We start from the raw sequence: 17,391 nt of genomic DNA, 5'->3' as shown, positions 1-17,391 counted from the left end.
TAATAAAGTGAGGAGGATTTTTATGTACAGTATTTCATTTCAAGAAGATTCACTTTTGCCTAGAGAAAGACTGGTTAGAGAAGGAGTAGAGGCTCTGAGCAATCAAGAGTTGTTAGCTATTTTGCTCAGAACAGGAACACGTCAGGCTAATGTATTTGAAATCGCTCAGAAAGTCTTGAATAGTTTGACCAGTCTAACTGATTTAAAGAAAATGACCCTGCAGGAATTGCAGAGTCTATCTGGTATTGGACGGATTAAGGCCATTGAACTACAAGCGGTGATTGAACTAGGGCATCGTATTCACAAACATGAAACTCTTGAGATGGAAAGTATTCTCAGTAGTCAAAAGCTAGCCAAGAAAATGCAACAGGAACTTGGCGACAAAAAACAAGAGCACCTAGTGGCGCTCTATCTCAATACTCAAAATCAAATCATTCATCAGCAGACCATCTTTATCGGCTCTGCGACACGCAGTATTGCTGAACCGAGGGAAATCCTTCACTATGCTATTAAGCATATGGCCACCTCTGTGATTCTCGTTCATAACCATCCATCAGGTGCCGTATCTCCTAGTCGAAATGATGACCATGTTACTAAGCTAGTCAAGGAAGCTTGCGAACTGATGGGAATTGTGTTTCTGGATCATCTGATTGTCTCGCACTCGGATTACTTTAGTTACCGTGAAAAGACGGATCTGATTTAGAGTTCATTAACAACATAGTCAAATAGTGTTTTATCCTTGGGACGATTTTCAAATAGAAATTCTGGATGCCATTGAACACCGAGAAAAGCGATGCCATCAGTCGTTGTGACTGCCTCGATTATCTCATCCTTGGGATCATAGGCCACAACCTTTAAATTGGGGGCCAAATCCTTTATGCTCTGGTGGTGGAAGGAGTTGATATGAGAGATTTCTCCATAGATTTCTCGGAGAATTGTATCAGGCTCCGTTACGAGGCGTTGGGTCGTGTATTCGGCTGAACAGTCCTGCCAATGATCCTCGATATCTTGGTGAAGCGTACCTCCCATAGCGACATTGAAAAGCTGGGTACCCCGACAAACAGAGAAAATTGGTTTCTTCTGCTTGATGGCTTCTCTGATAAGGGCTAATTCAAACTGGTCTCTTTGAAGATGGTAGTCATCGCTGTCAATGGTTTTAGGTTCACCATAGAATTTTGGATCAACATTTTGCCCACCTGTTAGGATGAGTTTATCAATCATAGCGATGTAATGGCATGCCATTTCTTGATCACCAATCGGAAGGATGATGGGAATTCCGCCAGCGTCCTTGACTCCTTCAACAAAGCCTTTTGCCGCATAGCTCATCATGACATCATCATCTGGATGAGCTTTTTCATTTCCTGTAATCCCAATAACTGGTTTTTTCATAAATGCTTTCGCTTTCTAATCCTCTTTACGCATAAAATAGAGGAGAGTTTGGAGTTCGCTTGTCAAATCGACATACTGAACGACTACATCTTTTGGAAGGTGGAGATGGACGGGTGAAAAACTAAGAATACCTTTTATACCCGCATCGACCAAAAGATTGGCAACTTCTTGTGATTTAACACTTGGAACAGTTAGGATAGCAGTTTTGACATCTGCTTCTTTGATCTTTTCTTTAATCTGAGAGATGCCATAGATTGGAATCCCGTCAGGTGTCTGGGTGCCAACTTCTGGATGGTCATCTAGGTCAAAGGCCATGATAATTTTCATCTTGTTGCGCTCATGGAAGCGGTAGTGGAGAAGGGCATGCCCCATATTTCCAATTCCAACCAACATAACATTAGTAATCGAGTTATCATTTAGGAGATCAGCAAAAAAATTCATCAATTTTTTAACATCATAACCAAATCCACGACGACCTAGTTCACCAAAATAGGAAAAATCCCGACGAACGGTCGCAGAATCGATACCGATAGCCTCTGCAATTTGCTTAGAGTTGGCACGTTCAATTTTTTCTGCATGAAATCTCTTGAAAATTCGATAGTAAAGAGAGAGTCTTTTTGCTGTTGCTTTTGGAATATCAGACTGTTTATCTTTCACAAAATCACAACCTTTCTATTCTTCTATTTTATAGAAACATTGTGAAAAAATCAACAAAAACAAGAAAAAACTAAGAAATTTCTTAGTTTTTATCTGAAAAATTAGCTTGTGAAAGAAATCGGTAGAGATCGCCAACTAATCCTTGATAAATCACTTTATCATTCAGTGTTAAGGAGCTGATTAGGAGAGTGTCGGGCAGGGTGACACAGCCTGATAGTGATAGCATAAGCTCTTCGTAATCGGAAAATTCAAGTGTGCGTTCTACCTGATAGCTATCTTTATATGTGAGACGATACATAGCAAACTATCTTTCTTCTTTAGTGAAGATACCGCGTTCTACTAAACTGTCCATGAGGAAGTAGAATTTCTCTTGGTGGATATGGTGTTCTTCAGATTTAAAGATATTGACCAAACGAAGACCTGATTTGTCAGTGATATTAATTTTAACACCTGTAAGCTCTTTGTTGATGATAATTTTTAGTAGGAAACCTTCACCACTATTAGGAACTTTTTCAAGTAGACGAGTCAGTTCGTAGTTTCCGACTTTTGTTTCAAAGAAAGTATTGTCTTTTAGTGTAAACTTTTTTACAGATGGACTAAGTGTATAGTCGTAGCGGCAGTTTTGTAGTTTAATGGTTTTTTCGAATGCCATTAGGTTAATCTCCAATAATATTTTTTAAGGTTTGTGCCAGTTGTTTCAGTTCGTTCTCGGTATTAAGAGGGGACAGACTAATACGGACAGACTCTTTTAAACGATGGGAATCCGATTCATAAAGAGCTTCGAGTACATGACTGGTCTGCACAACACCAGCAGTACAGGCTGAACCAGTTGAGATTGAGATTCCTTCAAGGTCTAACCGAAGCAAGAGTAAGTCATTTTTTTGACCAGGAAAGCCAATGTTGAAAACATAAGGAAGTTGGTGTTTGCTTTCGTTGAGATAGAAGTCGAGTTCCGCAATTTCACCAAGAAAAGCAGTTTTTAATCCCTCTAGTTTTTGGTAATGCTCGGCCTGATGATCCAAGTCTTCTTTGAGGGCAGCAACCATACCGACGATGGCAGCAAGGTTTTCTGTTCCAGCCCGTTTCTTTTGTTCTTGATCGCCACCGTGAAGGTAGGAATCAAAGCCCGTGGAAGAAGCATAAAGAAAGCCAACTCCTTTTGGTCCATGGAACTTGTGAGCGGAAGCACTAAGGAAATCAATTCCTAATTCTTCAGGATGGATAGGGATTTTTCCGATAGCTTGAACAGCATCAACATGATAAGCAGCAGGATGCTCTTTTAAAATATGTCCAATTTCAGCGATAGGTAAGAGACTACCCGTTTCATTATTGGCATACATGGTAGAAACTAGAATGGTATCGTCACGTAACGCTTCTTGAATTTGCTGCGCAGTGATTTCTTGATTTACTGGTTGGATGATGGTCGTTTCAAAGCCAAAATGTTGCACCAGGTAATCAATGGTCTCAAGCACAGAATGGTGCTCAATAGCTGTCGTGATGATGTGTTTTCCACGCTCTTGATGGCGGAGACAATAGCCGATAATAGCGGTATTGTTACTTTCTGTACCGCCAGATGTGAAAAAGATTCGTTGTGGCTTGGTTCCAAGTAGGTGAGCCAACTCCTGACGGGCTTCACGGAGCAGTTTACCAGCCTGCCGACCATGACTATGAATACTAGAAGGATTACCATGAGTTTCTTGCATGACCTTGGTCATTTCTGCGATAGCTACTGCTGACATTGGAGTAGTGGCAGCATTGTCCAAATAAATCAAAGAATCACCTTATTCCTTTTTATTATATGCAAAGAGTGGGCTAACTGGTTTTCTTTCGTGGATACGGACGATGGCATCACCAATCAATTCGCTAGCGGTAATGTAGCACACATTTTTCGGAGTTCTTTCTTTTGTGGCTACTGAGTCTGTCACAAGGATTTCTTTGATGTTAGTAGCATCAAGAAGGTCAGCAGCGCCTTCTACAAAGAGACCATGACTGGATACCGCATAGATTTCAGTTGCACCTTCACGTTCGACGATTTTTGCTGCTTCTGAGAAAGTACGTCCAGTATTTAGGATATCGTCAATCAAGATGGCCTTCTTGCCTTCAACATCACCGATGATATAGCCTTGGCTACGCTCTGAATCGTCTTGAGCATAGTCGATGATTGCGATTGGTGCATCTAAATATTCAGCTAAGCTACGGGCACGTTTGACACCAGAGTTTTTTGGACTTACAACAACGACATCTGATCCCAGCAACCCTTTATCGCTGTAGTGTTTAGCAAAGAGAGGAATTGTATAGAGGTTATCTACTGGAATGTCAAAGAAACCTTGAACCTGAACAGCGTGCAAATCAAGAGTTAGAACACGACTTACACCAGCCTTGACAAGCATATTGGCAACCAGTTTTGCAGTGAGAGGTTCGCGAGAAGAAGCGATACGATCCTGACGAGCATAACCAAAGTAAGGAAGAACAACGTTGATACTATGAGCACTTGCACGTACACAAGCATCGACCATGATTAACAACTCCATCAAGTGGTTGCTAACGGGGTAGCTGGTTGATTGGATTATGTAGACATCGTAACCGCGGACACTCTCTTCAATGTTGACCTGGATTTCACCATCAGAAAATTGGCGAGAAGATAATTTTCCGAGAGGTACCCCAACCGTTTCTGCGATTTTTTGTGCAATTTCATGATTGGAATTAAGTGCAAAAAGTTTCATGTTGTTTCTATCTGACATTATAGACCGTCCTCTGTAAACTCTAAATATTTTATCTCCATTATTTTACCAGAAAATGGAGATTATTTCAGCATTTTTTCATGCTTTTAATAAAACGAATTAATTTTGAAGGAGCTTTCTGATAAGTGATCTGATTTTCTTCTAAGAATTTCTGAAAATCAGCTTTCCCTTTTTCATGGTCTGTGACTTCAAGCTCGAGTTCATAGTCTGTATGATCAAAGTAGTGACTTTCATCTAGTGCCATTAGACCAATCGACGTTTCCATTTCGTAACGAAGAGTTGAAAGACAACCCAGAACAAACCAGTCTTGGCTTTCAATACCAATCTTAGCAAGTTCCTCTAGAACGAGTCCTTGAGGAAGTATTTGTTTTTCTAGGTAAGATTCAGCCTCTGGAAGAGTTAGTTTCTGGTTGTATTCCATATTTCCTACGGTTTGAGGTACTTTCAAGGTCAACTCTGCCCAATCTGAAAAGGTGCGAATGCGCATGGCAACCCTCTTTTCTCGCAATTTGAAATCTGGCGTATCAATGTAGTAGTTTTTCTGTAGGACGGGTTGGATATGGGAAAACTGCTCTTTTAAATGATCGTAATCCTCTTTTTTCAGTAGTGTTTTCAGTTCAATTTCTAAATGTTTCATTTTTCTAACCTTTTTTCTATCTTTGAAAGCGATTTATGGTATAATGGACAATGTATTTATTGTATATGATTGTAGTGAAAAAATCAAAAATTTTCAACAACACAATCACATACCAAAAGGGAGAAAATATGACCATAGAATGGGAAGAATTTTTAGATCCTTACATTCAAGCTGTTGGTGAATTGAAGATTAAACTTCGTGGGATTCGCAAACAGTATCGTAAACAAAACAAGCACTCTCCGATTGAGTTTGTAACGGGTCGTGTCAAACCGATTGAAAGTATCAAAGAAAAAATGAATCGCAGAGGGATTGGCTACGACACTTTGGAACATGACTTACAGGATATCGCGGGTTTGCGGGTCATGGTGCAGTTCGTCGATGATGTTCAAGAAGTTGTTGCGATTTTACGCAAACGTCATGATATGAGAGTAGTACAGGAACGTGACTACATCACGCATCGGAAGGCTTCGGGCTATCGCTCCTATCATGTGGTGGTAGAGTATACAGTTGACACCATCAGTGGTGTTAAGACGATTCTGGCTGAAATTCAAATCCGGACTTTAGCCATGAATTTTTGGGCTACGATTGAGCATTCGCTCAATTATAAGTATCAGGGGGATTTCCCAGAGGAGATCAAGAAACGATTGGAGATTACAGCTAGAATTTCCCATCAATTGGATGAAGAAATGGGGAAAATCCGTGATGATATTCAGGAAGCACAGGCTCTCTTTGATCCTTTAAGTAGAAAACTAAACGACGGTGTAGGAAATAGTGACGATACAGATGAAGAATACAGGTAAACGAATTGATCTGATTGCAAATAGAAAACCGCAGAGTCAAAAGGTTTTGTATGAGCTGAAAGACCAGTTGAAAAAACATCATTTTATACTCAACGACACCAATCCTGACATCGTCATATCAATTGGTGGGGATGGGATGCTTTTGTCTGCCTTTCACAAGTACGAGAATCAGTTAGATAAAGTTCGATTTATTGGCGTACATACAGGACACTTGGGATTTTACACAGATTATCGCGATTTTGAGTTGGAACAGTTGGTTACCAATCTCCAACTGGATACTGGTGCCAAGGTTTCCTATCCTGTTTTGAATGTCAAGGTGACACTTGAAAACGGAGAAGTTAAGACCTTCCGTGCATTAAACGAAGCCAGCATCCGCAGGTCGGATCGCACCATGGTTGCGGATATCATTATTAACCACGTTCCATTTGAGCGATTTCGAGGAGATGGAGTAACTGTTTCAACGCCAACTGGAAGCACTGCCTATAACAAGTCCTTGGGTGGAGCTGTCTTGCATCCTACCATTGAAGCCTTGCAGTTGACTGAAATAGCGAGTCTTAACAACAGAGTTTATCGAACACTTGGTTCTTCGATAATCGTTCCGAAGAAAGATAAAATTGAGCTTTTACCGACTCGTAATGACTATCACACGTTATCGGTTGATAATAGCATCTATTCTTTCCGAAATATAGAACGGATTGAGTACCAAATCGACCATCACAAGATACACTTCGTAGCGACGCCAAGTCACACTAGTTTCTGGAATCGCGTCAAAGATGCCTTCATCGGCGAGGTGGACGAATGAGGTTCGAATTTATCGCAGATGAACATGTCAAAGTCAAAACCTTTCTGAAGAAACACGAGGTTTCTAAGGGACTTTTGGCTAAGATAAAGTTTCGAGGTGGGGCTATTTTGGTCAACGATCAACCTCAAAATGCGACTTATCTCTTAGATGTTGGAGACAGGGTTACCATTGATATTCCAGCTGAGGAAGGCTTTGAAACCTTGGAAGCAATTGAGCGTCCACTGGATATTCTCTATGAAGATGACCATTTTCTGGTTTTGAATAAGCCTTATGGAGTTGCTTCCATCCCCAGTGTCAATCATTCTAATACCATTGCCAATTTTATCAAGGGTTACTATGTCAAGCGGGAATATGAAAACCAGCAGGTTCATATCGTGACCAGGCTTGATAAAGATACATCTGGTTTGATGCTCTTTGCCAAGCACGGTTATGCTCATGCACGATTAGACAAGCAACTGCAACGAAAGTCTATCGAAAAACGTTATTTCGCTTTGGTTAAGGGCAATGGGGATTTGGAGCCAGAAGGGGAGATTATCGCCCCGATTGCACGTGATGAAGACTCCATTATCACGAGACGGGTCGCCAAAGGTGGAAAATACGCCCATACATCTTACAAAGTTGTAGCATCTTATGGGAATATTCACCTAGTCGATATTCGCCTGCATACTGGTCGAACTCATCAGATCCGAGTGCATTTTTCTCATATTGGCTTCCCCTTGTTGGGAGATGACCTCTATGGTGGTAGCCTAGACGACGGTATTCAGCGTCAGGCTCTGCATTGTCATTATTTATCTTTTTATCATCCTTTTCTAGAGCAAGATTTGCAACTAGAAAGCCCCTTACCGGATGATTTCAGCAATCTTATTACTCAGTTATCAACTAATACTCTTTAAAATCTATTTTGAGTATAATTTATTTTCTTAAAGGAGAAAACTCATGGAAGTTTTTGAAAGTCTAAAAGCCAGTTTAGTTGGCAAAAATGCTCGTATTGTTCTACCTGAAGGGGAAGAACCACGTATCCTTCAAGCAACGAAACGCTTGGTAAAAGAAACAGAAGTTGTTCCTGTTTTGCTCGGAAATCCTGCAAAAATTAAAATTTATCTTGAAATTGAAGGGATCATGGATGGTTATGAAGTGATTGATCCACATCATTATCCTCAATTTGAAGACATGGTGGTTGCACTCGTAGAACGTCGTAAAGGAAAAATGTCGGAAGAAGAAGCACGTCAGGTCTTACTAGAAGATGTCAACTACTTTGGTGTTATGCTTGTCTATATGGGCTTGGTAGATGGAATGGTATCAGGAGCTATTCACTCAACAGCTTCAACAGTTCGTCCAGCTCTTCAAATTATCAAAACGCGTCCAAATGTTACTCGTACTTCAGGTGCTTTTCTTATGGTGCGTGGTACAGAACGTTACTTGTTTGGTGACTGTGCCCTTAATATTAATCCTGATGCAGAAGCTCTGGCTGAAATTGCTATTAACTCAGCAATTACTGCCAAAATGTTTGGAATTCAACCCAAAATCGCTATGCTAAGCTATTCTACAAAAGGTTCTGGTTTTGGTGATAGTGTTGATAAGGTGGTTGAAGCAACTAAATTAGCACACGATCTACGTCCAGACCTTGAGATTGATGGGGAATTGCAATTTGACGCAGCTTTCGTCCCAGAAACAGCAGCACTAAAAGCTCCAGGTAGCAATGTAGCAGGTCAAGCAAATGTCTTCATCTTCCCAGGTATCGAAGCAGGAAATATCGGCTACAAAATAGCTGAACGTCTAGGTGGTTTCGCAGCTATCGGTCCCGTTCTACAAGGATTGAATAAACCGGTCAACGATCTATCACGTGGATGTAACCCAGATGATGTTTACAAATTGACGCTCATCACAGCAGCTCAGGCGATCAATCAATAAAGAAATGTGGTCTCTTCCTCTCTAGTAGAAGAGGCTTTTTTAGCACAAAGAAAAGGACAGTTAGAAGCTTCTATGTTATACTAGATATATGTTAGATTTGAAAGAATACGGTGTTGACATGTGGCCGGAGGAGAAGATTTACTCTTTCCGCGAGAAACTCCTCAACTGGTACGATGAAAACAAACGGGATTTACCATGGCGTAGAAGTAAAAATCCTTATCATATCTGGGTTTCTGAAATCATGCTCCAGCAGACTAGGGTGGATACAGTTATTCCCTACTATGAACGATTCTTGGACTGGTTTCCAACTGTTGAAAGTCTGGCGAATGCGCCTGAAGAGCGTTTGCTGAAGGCTTGGGAGGGGTTGGGCTATTATTCCCGAGTTCGCAACATGCAGAAAGCGGCCCAGCAGATTATGGCTGACTTTGGAGGGGAATTTCCAAACACCTATGAAGGAATTTCTAGTTTAAAAGGTATTGGTCCCTACACTGCGGGAGCAATTTCCAGTATCGCTTTTAATCTACCCGAGCCAGCAGTTGATGGCAATGTAATGCGAGTTTTGTCTCGCTTGTTTGAGGTCAATCATGATATCGGAGTTCCTAGCAATCGAAAGATCTTCCAAGCTATGATGGAAATCTTGATTGATCCAGAACGACCAGGAGACTTTAATCAAGCCTTGATGGACTTAGGGTCTGATATAGAGGCACCAGTTAATCCTCGACCAGAAGAAAGCCCTGTTAAGGAATTTAGCGCAGCCTATCAGAATGGGACCATGGATTCTTATCCGATTAAAGAACCCAAGAAAAAGCCTCTTCCAATCTATCTCAAGGCTTTGGTTGTGCGCAATGCTCAAGGTCAATATCTACTTGAGAAAAACGAAAGTGAGAAACTGCTAGCTGGTTTTTGGCATTTCCCCTTGATAGAAGTAGAGGAGTTTTCACAGGAAGAGGAACAGCTGAATCTGTTTGCTCAGGTCGCTGAAAAAAGCGTTACTTTCGGTCCAACACCTCAAGAAAGTTTTGAGCAAGATTATGATTTAGAAGTTGATTGGTCCCATCAAGTATTTGATCAAGTCAAGCATGTCTTTAGCCATCGAAAATGGCATATTCAAATCCTAGCGGGTCAGGTGACAGATTCGAAACAGTTTGATGACAGAGAAATTCGCTGGGTTTCTCCTCAGGAGTTTTCTGATTATCCATTTGCTAAACCTCAACAAAAGATTTGGCAAGCCTATAAAACACTTCTTGAAGATGAGGGCTGGAATTAGCCATTTGTGCCTTCTTTACATTTTTTTGTTATAATAGATAGAGAAAAGGTGAACATATGAAAAAAATATTAGTTGTAGATGATGAGAAACCAATCTCAGATATTATTAAGTTCAATATGGCCAAGGAAGGCTATGAGGTTGTAACAGCCTTTAACGGTAGAGAAGCTATCGAGCTATTTGAGGCGGAGCAACCAGATATTATTATTCTAGACTTGATGCTACCTGAAATCGATGGTTTAGAAGTTGCTAAGACCATTCGTAAGACTAGCAGTGTTCCAATCATTATGTTATCAGCCAAGGATAGTGAGTTTGACAAGGTTATCGGTTTAGAACTTGGGGCAGATGATTATGTGACCAAACCCTTCTCAAATCGTGAGTTGCAAGCGCGTGTAAAGGCTTTACTCCGCCGTACAGACCTCGCTTCAGCTGATAGTCAAGAGTCTGATGAAAAGAAATCCCAACCCCTACAGATTGGCGATTTGGAAATTCTGCCAGACGCTTACGTAGCCAAAAAATATGGTGAGGAATTAGAGTTGACTCATCGTGAGTTTGAGCTATTGTACCACTTGGCCTCTCACATTGGTCAAGTCATTACTCGTGAACACTTGCTTGAGACTGTTTGGGGCTATGATTATTTTGGTGATGTTCGTACAGTGGACGTGACCATCCGACGTTTGCGTGAAAAAATCGAAGACACTCCAAGCCGTCCAGAATACATCCTAACCCGTCGTGGTGTGGGTTACTATATGAGAAATAATGATTGAAGATATTAGACAAACGATTCTGACCAGTGATTTTATCTTTATCCTGATTTTACTTGGCTTTATCTTGGTGGTAACCTTGTTGTTACTGGAAAATCGTCGGGATAATATTCGGCTAAAGCAGATTAATCAAAAGGTCAAGGATTTGATTGCAGGGGATTATTCTCGAGTTTTGGATATGCAAGGAAGCTCTGAAATCACCAACATCACCAATAATCTTAATGACTTGTCTGAGGTCATTCGTCTAACGCAGGAAAATCTGGAGCAAGAAACAAAAAGGCTTAACAGTATTCTTTCTTATATGACAGATGGAGTTCTTGCAACCAATCGCCGTGGTCAGATTACTATGATTAACGATATGGCTAAGAAACAGCTGGGTATCGTAAAAGAAGAAGCATTGAACAAAAGCATCCTGGAATTGCTTAAGATAGAGGATGAATATGAGCTGCGTGACCTCATTACACAGATTCCTGAATTGATGATTGATTCCCAAAATGCTAATGGTGAATATCTTAGCCTTCGTGTGCGTTTTGCACTCATTCGTCGTGAGTCTGGATTCATCTCTGGTTTGGTTGCCGTTTTGCACGATACGACCGAGCAGGAGAAGGAAGAGCGTGAACGGAGACTCTTCGTGTCCAATGTTAGCCATGAGTTGCGTACTCCTTTGACCAGTGTTAAATCTTATCTTGAAGCCTTAGACGAGGGAGCCTTGTATGATCCTGTTGCCCCTGATTTTATCAAGGTTTCACTCGATGAAACCAACCGTATGATGCGGATGGTGACAGATCTCTTGCATCTCTCTCGTATTGATAATGCGACCACTCAGTTGGATGTGGAATTGATTAATTTTACAGCCTTCATCACCTTTATCCTCAATCGTTTCGATAAGATGAGGAGCCAGGATGAAGAGAAAAAATATGAGCTGGTTAGAGATTACCCAATCAATTCAGTTTGGATCGAGATTGATACTGATAAGATGACCCAGGTGATTGATAATATTCTCAACAATGCTATCAAGTACTCACCAGATGGTGGGAAAATTACTGTCAGCATGAAAACCACTGAAGACCAGATGATTTTATCTATCAAAGACCAAGGTCTAGGCATTCCAAAGCAAGATTTGCCGAAGATTTTTGACCGCTTCTACCGTGTGGATCGTGCAAGAAGCCGTGCCCAAGGTGGAACTGGTCTAGGTCTGGCTATTGCAAAAGAAATCATTAAACAACACAATGGCTTTATTTGGGCCAAAAGTGAATACGGTAAGGGATCAACCTTTACCATCGTGCTCCCTTATGATAAGGATGCCGTAAAAGAAGAAATATGGGAGGACGAAATAGAAGACTAGAATGAGTGAAAAAGGCTTTAAATACAGTATTTTAGCATCAGGTTCCAGTGGAAATTCCTTTTATCTGGAAACGCCAAAAAAGAAGATATTAGTGGATGCAGGCTTGTCTGGTAAGAAAATTACCAGCCTGCTAGCTGAAATCAATCGCAAACCAGAAGATTTGGATGCGATTTTGATTACGCATGAGCATTCAGACCATATTCATGGAGTCGGTGTGTTGGCTCGTAAGTATGGTATGGATCTTTACGCTAATGAAAAAACTTGGCAGGCTATGGAAAATAGCAAGTACCTCGGTAAGGTTGATTCATCCCAGAAGCACATTTTTGAAATGGGTAAAACCAAAACCTTTGGCGATATCGACATTGAGAGTTTTGGGGTCAGCCACGATGCGGCAGCACCCCAGTTTTACCGCTTTATGAAAGACGACAAGAGCTTTGTCATGCTGACCGATACAGGTTATGTTAGTGACCGTATGGCAGGAATTGTCGAGAATGCTGACGGTTATCTCATTGAGTCCAACCATGATGTGGAAATCTTGCGAGCAGGATCTTACGCTTGGCGTCTCAAACAGCGAATCCTATCGGATCTCGGTCACCTCTCTAACGAGGATGGTGCTGAGGCCATGATTCGTGCAATGGGAAATCGAACCAAGAAAATCTACCTCGGGCATTTGTCCAAAGAGAACAATATCAAGGAGCTGGCTCATATGACTATGGTCAATCAGCTAGCCCAAGCGGATCTGGGAGTAGGAGTAGACTTTAAAGTTTACGACACCTCCCCAGATACAGCAACACCACTGACAGAGATATAAAAAAAGGAAGGCGAGTGCCTTCTTTTTTTATATTTTTTACAATCCTGCAAATTCTTTGATTTCTTGTGCGGACATGGAAGAGTCGCAACGGACATTGATTTGTCCATCCGCAATGTGAACAAAGCCTGGTACTGTTGGGATTCCGTAGCGTGAGCGGAATTCTTGCAACTCATTGAGTTGGCTTGCTTCTTCACTGTTGATAAAGTAGATGTGCGCTTTGGTTTCAGCTACGACACCAGCCAATGTACCTGCAAATTTACGGCAGTAAGGGCAAGTTTTGCGACCGATAAAGAAGGTTGCAGTTTCTTTTTTATCAAGAGCTTCTTGCGCACGCGCTACTGTTGTGACTTCAAGATCTTTAATATTTTCTAAAAATTGTTCCATGAGTTTACCTCGCTTTCATTGATATGTCTAGTATGCCACAAAGTTCCTAAAATTGCTTAGATTTGATACGAAAAAAAGATGAGACTAGTTTATCTCATCTTTATAGAGTGTTATTTCACAAACGCATTGATTTCCGCTTCGATGTTAGCAATCTTAGCTTGTGAGTCTTCGTTGCTTTCGCCCACAACGGCAATGTAGAACTTGATTTTTGGTTCAGTACCAGAAGGGCGAACAGCAATCCATGAACCGTCAGCAAGTGTGTATTTCAATACATCACTTGGAGGAGTAGTCAAAGTTGTCACAGTACCATCTGTAGTAGTAGAAGTTTGTGCTTTAAAGTCTTCTACAACAGTGATAGCTGTTGCGTTCCATTCTTTTGGAGCATTGTTACGGAATTTAGCCATGATTGCTTTGATTTGTTCTGCACCATCGACACCAGAAAGGGTAACAGAGATGGTCTTTTCAGCGTAGTAGCCATATTCTTTGTAGATTTCTTCGATACCGTCAGCAAGTGTCAAACCACGTGAACGATAGTAAGCAGCAAGTTCAGCAACGACAAGAACGGCTTGGATAGCATCTTTATCACGTACGAATGGCTTAATCAAGTAACCGAAGCTTTCTTCAAATCCCATCATGTAGGTGTGATTGTGTTTTTCTTCGAATTCTTGGATTTTTTCAGCGATAAATTTGAAACCTGTCAAGACATTGAACATAGTTGCGCCGTAGCTTTCAGCAATCTTCGTTACCAAGTCTGTTGATACGATGGATTTGCAGAGAGCAGCATTTTCAGGAAGTGTTCCAGCACTCTTATGAGCTTCCAAGATGTATTTAGCCATGATAGCACCGATTTGGTTACCTGAAAGGTTGAGGTAGCTACCATCTTTTTGAAGAACTTCAACACCAACACGGTCAGCGTCTGGGTCAGTCGCCACAAGAACATCAGCACCAACTTGACGGCCGAGTTCTTCAGCAAGTGCAAAGGCTGCTTGGTTTTCTGGGTTTGGAGATTTAACAGTTGAGAAGTCTGGGTCTGGAGTTGCTTGGGCTTCAACGACTTGAACTGAGTCAAATCCTGCTTGTGCAAGAGCACGGCGAGCCAACATTTCACCAGTACCATGAAGTGGTGTGTAGACAATCTTCATGTCTTTACCAAACTCTTCAATCAAGGCTGGGTTGATGTTGACATCTTTTACTTCTTTGAGGTATTCAACATCGACAGCTTCGCCGATAACTTCAATCAAGCCAGAAGCTTTTTCCGCTTCTACATCGGCAACTTCCACAGCAAATGGATTTTCGATTGCACGGATGTAAGTTGTCAAAGCGTCCGCGTCGTGTGGAGGCATTTGTCCACCGTCTTCACCATAAACCTTGTAACCATTAAATGGAGCAGGGTTATGGCTGGCAGTAATCATGATACCTGCAAAACAGTTGAGGTGACGAACTGCAAATGAAAGTTCTGGAGTTGGACGAAGGCTTTCAAATACGTAAGATTTGATACCGTGTTTAGCAAGAACTGCAGCAGATTCAAAGGCAAACTCAGGTGAGAAGTGACGGCTATCGTAGGCAATTGCCACACCACGTTCTTTTTCATTTTCACCTTTTGACTCAATCAAACGAGCCAAACCTTCAGTTGCTTGACGAACAACGTAGATGTTGATGCGATTTGTACCAGCGCCGATCAAGCCACGCATACCAGCAGTACCAAATTCAAGATTGGTATAAAAGGCATCTTCCTTTGTTTTTTCGTCCATATCTTCCAAATCTTGACGAAGGTAGTCTGGAAGTTCAGCAAAATCTATCCATTTTTGATAATTTTCTTGGTAAGTCATAGAGGATCTCCTTTTTTTGTAAATTCTTTTAATCGCTTTCATTATATCACGATTTATCATTTTAGTAAAACGTTAGCATAACTTTCTGAAAAAGCTTGAAATGAAATGGATTCTATAGTCTTGAACCCCTTAGGGAAACATGCTATACTACCTATATGATTATTTTACAAGCTAATAAAATTGAACGTTCATTTGCAGGAGAGGTTCTTTTTGATAATATCAATTTGCAAGTAGATGAACGAGACCGAATTGCCCTCGTTGGGAAAAATGGTGCAGGTAAGTCTACTCTTTTAAAGATTTTGGTTGGGGAAGAGGAGCCAACTAGTGGAGAAATCAATAAGAAAAAAGATATTTCTCTGTCTTACCTAGCCCAAGATAGCCGTTTTGAGTCTGAAAATACCATCTACGATGAGATGCTTCATGTCTTTGATGACTTACGTCGGACGGAGAAGCAACTTCGTCAGATGGAGTTGGAGATGGGTGAAAAGTCTGGTGAGGATTTGGATAAACTGATGGCGGATTACGACCGCTTATCTGAGAATTTTCGTCAAGCAGGCGGCTTTACCTACGAAGCTGATATCCGTGCTATCTTAAATGGATTCAAGTTTGACGAATCTATGTGGCAGATGAAAATTGCCGAGCTTTCTGGTGGTCAAAATACTCGTCTGGCACTGGCTAAAATGCTCCTTGAAAAGCCCAATCTCTTGGTCCTGGACGAGCCAACCAACCATTTGGATATCGAAACCATTGCCTGGTTGGAAAATTACCTAGTAAATTATAGTGGTGCCCTGATTATTGTTAGCCACGACCGTTATTTTTTGGACAAGGTTGCGACGGTTACACTCGATTTGACTAAGCATTCCTTGGATCGTTATGTAGGCAATTACTCTCGTTTCGTTGAACAAAAAGAGCAAAAGCTAGCAACGGAAGCTAAGAACTATGAAAAGCAGCAGAAGGAAATCGCTGCTCTGGAAGACTTTGTCAATCGTAATCTAGTACGAGCTTCGACAACCAAACGTGCCCAATCTCGCCGGAAACAATTGGAAAAAATGGAGCGTTTGGACAAACCTGAAGCTGGTAAGAAATCAGCCAACATGACCTTTCAATCTGAAAGAACGTCTGGGAATGTTGTCCTGACTGTTGAAAATGCAGCCATTGGTTATGATGGGGAGATATTGTCAGAGCCTATTAACCTTGACCTTCGTAAGATGAACGCTGTTGCGATTGTCGGACCAAATGGTATTGGCAAGTCAACCTTTATCAAGTCAATAGTAGACCAGATCCCTTTTATCAAGGGAGAAAAGCGTTTTGGTGCCAATGTTGAGGTTGGCTACTATGACCAAACCCAAAGCAAGCTAATACCAAGTAATACTGTTCTGGATGAACTTTGGAATGATTTTAAACTGACACCAGAAGTTGAAATCCGCAACCGCCTTGGTGCCTTCCTTTTCTCAGGAGATGATGTTAAAAAGTCAGTCGGCATGCTGTCAGGTGGCGAGAAAGCTCGTTTGCTTCTTGCAAAACTTTCAATGGAAAACAATAACTTCCTGATTCTTGACGAGCCGACCAACCACTTGGACATTGATAGCAAGGAAGTTTTGGAAAATGCCCTGATTGACTTCGATGGAACCCTTCTTTTCGTCAGCCATGACCGTTATTTTATCAACCGTGTCGCCACTCATGTTTTGGAATTGTCTGAGAATGGTTCGACCCTCTATCTAGGAGATTATGACTACTATGTTGAGAAGAAAGCAGAAGTAGAAGCAAGCCAGACAGAGGAAGCTTCAATGAGTAATCAAGCAAAAGAAGCAAGTCCAGCTAATGACTACCAGGTACAAAAAGAAAGTCAAAAAGAAGCCCGCAAGCTCATGCGTCAAATCGAGAGTTTGGAAGCTGAAATCGAAGAGTTAGAAGCTCAAAGTCAAGCCATTTCTGAACAAATGTTGGAAACCAACGACGCCGAAAAACTCATGGAATTGCAGGCTGAACTGGACAAAATTAGCCATCGTCAGGAAGAAGCTATGCTTGAGTGGGAAGAATTATCAGAGCAGGTGTAA

Annotated in this window: 19 protein-coding genes; 10 read left to right on the top strand and 9 right to left on the bottom strand. The window is 41.3% G+C overall.

The features are described 5' to 3' along the window. Nucleotides 1-22: 22 nt before the first annotated feature. Nucleotides 23-703, top strand: a complete 681-nt coding sequence (gene radC, locus GOM48_RS05480; protein WP_235096365.1) for a RadC family protein — start codon at nucleotides 23-25, stop codon at nucleotides 701-703. Here the strand turns inward: radC and GOM48_RS05475 are convergent. The 7 genes from GOM48_RS05475 to GOM48_RS05445 all read right to left on the bottom strand — a co-directional run bounded on the left by GOM48_RS05475 (nucleotide 700) and on the right by GOM48_RS05445 (nucleotide 5,424). Beyond that, nucleotides 700-1,389 (bottom strand): gamma-glutamyl-gamma-aminobutyrate hydrolase family protein, encoded by a 690-nt coding sequence (locus tag GOM48_RS05475; RefSeq protein WP_235096364.1) that lies wholly within the window; start codon nucleotides 1,387-1,389, stop codon nucleotides 700-702. The two genes, radC and GOM48_RS05475, sit on opposite strands and share 4 nt — an antisense overlap. 15 nt (nucleotides 1,390-1,404) lie before the next feature. Continuing rightward, nucleotides 1,405-2,046, bottom strand: coding sequence for a redox-sensing transcriptional repressor Rex (locus tag GOM48_RS05470; RefSeq protein ID WP_084975467.1), 642 nt, complete (start codon nucleotides 2,044-2,046; stop codon nucleotides 1,405-1,407). 82 nt (nucleotides 2,047-2,128) lie between these two features. Next, nucleotides 2,129-2,344: a DUF4649 family protein gene (locus tag GOM48_RS05465; RefSeq protein ID WP_235096363.1), complete on the bottom strand. Its 216-nt coding sequence runs from the start codon at nucleotides 2,342-2,344 to the stop codon at nucleotides 2,129-2,131. 6 nt (nucleotides 2,345-2,350) lie between these two features. After that, complete coding sequence (locus tag GOM48_RS05460) at nucleotides 2,351-2,698, bottom strand: DUF1831 domain-containing protein (protein ID WP_000863520.1); 348 nt, start codon at nucleotides 2,696-2,698, stop codon at nucleotides 2,351-2,353. A 4-nt stretch (nucleotides 2,699-2,702) separates the two neighbouring features. Continuing rightward, complete coding sequence (locus GOM48_RS05455) at nucleotides 2,703-3,818, bottom strand: cysteine desulfurase family protein (RefSeq protein WP_000639644.1); 1,116 nt, start codon at nucleotides 3,816-3,818, stop codon at nucleotides 2,703-2,705. 9 nt (nucleotides 3,819-3,827) lie between these two features. Beyond that, nucleotides 3,828-4,787 (bottom strand): ribose-phosphate diphosphokinase, encoded by a 960-nt coding sequence (locus GOM48_RS05450; protein WP_001283842.1) that lies wholly within the window; start codon nucleotides 4,785-4,787, stop codon nucleotides 3,828-3,830. Between the two features lie 67 nt (nucleotides 4,788-4,854). Then, nucleotides 4,855-5,424, bottom strand: coding sequence for a CYTH domain-containing protein (locus tag GOM48_RS05445; protein WP_000681299.1), 570 nt, complete (start codon nucleotides 5,422-5,424; stop codon nucleotides 4,855-4,857). 128 nt (nucleotides 5,425-5,552) lie between these two features. Between GOM48_RS05445 and GOM48_RS05440 the strand changes: the two genes are divergently transcribed. The 8 genes from GOM48_RS05440 to GOM48_RS05405 all read left to right on the top strand — a co-directional run bounded on the left by GOM48_RS05440 (nucleotide 5,553) and on the right by GOM48_RS05405 (nucleotide 13,121). After that, complete coding sequence (locus GOM48_RS05440) at nucleotides 5,553-6,224, top strand: GTP pyrophosphokinase family protein (RefSeq protein ID WP_000151563.1); 672 nt, start codon at nucleotides 5,553-5,555, stop codon at nucleotides 6,222-6,224. Further along, complete coding sequence (locus GOM48_RS05435; protein ID WP_223326689.1) at nucleotides 6,208-7,026, top strand: NAD kinase; 819 nt, start codon at nucleotides 6,208-6,210, stop codon at nucleotides 7,024-7,026. The genes GOM48_RS05440 and GOM48_RS05435 overlap by 17 nt, the downstream gene beginning before the upstream one ends. Further along, entirely contained in the window at nucleotides 7,023-7,919 is an 897-nt protein-coding gene (locus GOM48_RS05430; protein WP_235096362.1) for an RluA family pseudouridine synthase, read from the top strand. Before GOM48_RS05435 ends, GOM48_RS05430 begins: the two co-directional genes overlap by 4 nt. 43 nt (nucleotides 7,920-7,962) lie before the next feature. Beyond that, entirely contained in the window at nucleotides 7,963-8,937 is a 975-nt protein-coding gene (pta, locus tag GOM48_RS05425; protein ID WP_000451592.1) for a phosphate acetyltransferase, read from the top strand. A gap of 88 nt (nucleotides 8,938-9,025) precedes the next feature. Further along, on the top strand, nucleotides 9,026-10,204 hold the full coding sequence (gene mutY, locus GOM48_RS05420; protein ID WP_235096361.1) for an A/G-specific adenine glycosylase: 1,179 nt from the start codon (nucleotides 9,026-9,028) through the stop codon (nucleotides 10,202-10,204). Nucleotides 10,205-10,260: 56 nt separating this feature from the next. Continuing rightward, nucleotides 10,261-10,968 carry a response regulator YycF gene (gene yycF, locus GOM48_RS05415; protein ID WP_235096360.1) on the top strand — a complete coding sequence of 236 codons (708 nt, stop codon included), beginning with the start codon at nucleotides 10,261-10,263 and terminating at the stop codon, nucleotides 10,966-10,968. Further along, the gene (vicK, locus tag GOM48_RS05410) at nucleotides 10,961-12,310 is read left to right on the top strand and encodes a cell wall metabolism sensor histidine kinase VicK (RefSeq protein WP_235096359.1); all 1,350 of its coding nucleotides are present in this window, start codon (nucleotides 10,961-10,963) and stop codon (nucleotides 12,308-12,310) included. Before yycF ends, vicK begins: the two co-directional genes overlap by 8 nt. Nucleotide 12,311: 1 nt before the next feature. Then, complete coding sequence (locus tag GOM48_RS05405; RefSeq protein WP_235096358.1) at nucleotides 12,312-13,121, top strand: MBL fold metallo-hydrolase; 810 nt, start codon at nucleotides 12,312-12,314, stop codon at nucleotides 13,119-13,121. A gap of 36 nt (nucleotides 13,122-13,157) precedes the next feature. Here GOM48_RS05405 and GOM48_RS05400 read toward each other — a convergent pair whose 3' ends face one another. Both GOM48_RS05400 and GOM48_RS05395 read right to left on the bottom strand, forming a co-directional pair. Continuing rightward, nucleotides 13,158-13,505 carry a thioredoxin gene (locus tag GOM48_RS05400; RefSeq protein WP_235096357.1) on the bottom strand — a complete coding sequence of 116 codons (348 nt, stop codon included), beginning with the start codon at nucleotides 13,503-13,505 and terminating at the stop codon, nucleotides 13,158-13,160. A 110-nt stretch (nucleotides 13,506-13,615) separates the two neighbouring features. Then, nucleotides 13,616-15,334, bottom strand: a complete 1,719-nt coding sequence (locus GOM48_RS05395; RefSeq protein WP_235096356.1) for a phospho-sugar mutase — start codon at nucleotides 15,332-15,334, stop codon at nucleotides 13,616-13,618. Nucleotides 15,335-15,489: 155 nt separating this feature from the next. Between GOM48_RS05395 and GOM48_RS05390 the strand changes: the two genes are divergently transcribed. Continuing rightward, entirely contained in the window at nucleotides 15,490-17,391 is a 1,902-nt protein-coding gene (locus GOM48_RS05390) for an ABC-F family ATP-binding cassette domain-containing protein (RefSeq protein WP_235096355.1), read from the top strand.

This window comes from Streptococcus oralis (genome assembly GCF_021497885.1).
Lineage (GTDB): Bacteria > Bacillota > Bacilli > Lactobacillales > Streptococcaceae > Streptococcus > Streptococcus oralis_BQ.
This window is presented reverse-complemented; position numbering and strand designations above follow the sequence as displayed.

Bases quoted from the DNA above. Each gene is read 5' to 3' on its own strand.
- radC (WP_235096365.1), top strand. From the start codon at position 23: ATGTACAGTATTTCATTTCAAGAAGATTCACTTTTGCCTAGAGAAAGA.
- GOM48_RS05475 (WP_235096364.1), bottom strand. From the start codon at position 1,389: ATGAAAAAACCAGTTATTGGGATTACAGGAAATGAAAAAGCTCATCCA.
- GOM48_RS05465 (WP_235096363.1), bottom strand. From the start codon at position 2,344: ATGTATCGTCTCACATATAAAGATAGCTATCAGGTAGAACGCACACTT.
- GOM48_RS05460 (WP_000863520.1), bottom strand. From the start codon at position 2,698: ATGGCATTCGAAAAAACCATTAAACTACAAAACTGCCGCTACGACTAT.
- GOM48_RS05450 (WP_001283842.1), bottom strand. From the start codon at position 4,787: ATGTCAGATAGAAACAACATGAAACTTTTTGCACTTAATTCCAATCAT.
- GOM48_RS05445 (WP_000681299.1), bottom strand. From the start codon at position 5,424: ATGAAACATTTAGAAATTGAACTGAAAACACTACTGAAAAAAGAGGAT.
- GOM48_RS05440 (WP_000151563.1), top strand. From the start codon at position 5,553: ATGACCATAGAATGGGAAGAATTTTTAGATCCTTACATTCAAGCTGTT.
- GOM48_RS05435 (WP_223326689.1), top strand. From the start codon at position 6,208: ATGAAGAATACAGGTAAACGAATTGATCTGATTGCAAATAGAAAACCG.
- GOM48_RS05430 (WP_235096362.1), top strand. From the start codon at position 7,023: ATGAGGTTCGAATTTATCGCAGATGAACATGTCAAAGTCAAAACCTTT.
- pta (WP_000451592.1), top strand. From the start codon at position 7,963: ATGGAAGTTTTTGAAAGTCTAAAAGCCAGTTTAGTTGGCAAAAATGCT.
- mutY (WP_235096361.1), top strand. From the start codon at position 9,026: ATGTTAGATTTGAAAGAATACGGTGTTGACATGTGGCCGGAGGAGAAG.
- yycF (WP_235096360.1), top strand. From the start codon at position 10,261: ATGAAAAAAATATTAGTTGTAGATGATGAGAAACCAATCTCAGATATT.
- vicK (WP_235096359.1), top strand. From the start codon at position 10,961: ATGATTGAAGATATTAGACAAACGATTCTGACCAGTGATTTTATCTTT.
- GOM48_RS05405 (WP_235096358.1), top strand. From the start codon at position 12,312: ATGAGTGAAAAAGGCTTTAAATACAGTATTTTAGCATCAGGTTCCAGT.
- GOM48_RS05400 (WP_235096357.1), bottom strand. From the start codon at position 13,505: ATGGAACAATTTTTAGAAAATATTAAAGATCTTGAAGTCACAACAGTA.
- GOM48_RS05395 (WP_235096356.1), bottom strand. From the start codon at position 15,334: ATGACTTACCAAGAAAATTATCAAAAATGGATAGATTTTGCTGAACTT.
- GOM48_RS05390 (WP_235096355.1), top strand. From the start codon at position 15,490: ATGATTATTTTACAAGCTAATAAAATTGAACGTTCATTTGCAGGAGAG.